The organism is Bacillus sp. LR--39 (genome assembly GCF_053613335.1).
Map to the genome: position 1 here is coordinate 1 of NZ_JBSIOT010001510.1, position 532 is coordinate 532.

The following is a 532-nucleotide window of genomic DNA, read 5'->3' on the forward strand; positions in this document are numbered from 1 at the left end:
TGCTGCCGGGAATGTTTATATGAAGAACCTCGACAATCAGATTCATGAAACGGGCGAATAAAAACAAAAGAGCGACCTGACCTAATCCTTTAATGAATGTTTTCATGTCATTATCCCCCTTTCTAAACAAGAGTGTACATGAGTTTCAAGTATAGGTAAAATACATATACAGAATATATATTATTCATTTTGTCTATAGTTAAAAGCGCAAATCAGGTCAAAAGCAACAGTTTAATAACTAAAATTGGAAAACGTCATACGGAATCATTTGGCGATTTTTTGTGACCATTAAACCGCCGTGTTCCCGTGCCTTTAGACTTGTCCGCAATGAAAGCGGTGTACAGATGATTCAAAAAGACGGGTTATATGTCCTTGAAATGCGGTGTGAGGATGATGGCGAACTGTGTATATATCCCTAAAAACAGTCTTTAAAGCCTATTCAACATCCGTGATTTTCGACTTAAACTATAAATATTGGAAATGAGAGCAAGTCTAGTCAAAGATGTGAATCTATGAAAAACAAACCGGATCA

General features: G+C 36.3%; 1 pseudogene. It reads right to left on the reverse strand.

Features of this window, described 5'->3' with window-relative positions:
* Nucleotides 1–106: pseudogene (locus ACWHAR_RS31465) on the reverse strand (holin); the annotation flags it as partial.
* Nucleotides 107–532 lie beyond the last annotated feature (426 nt).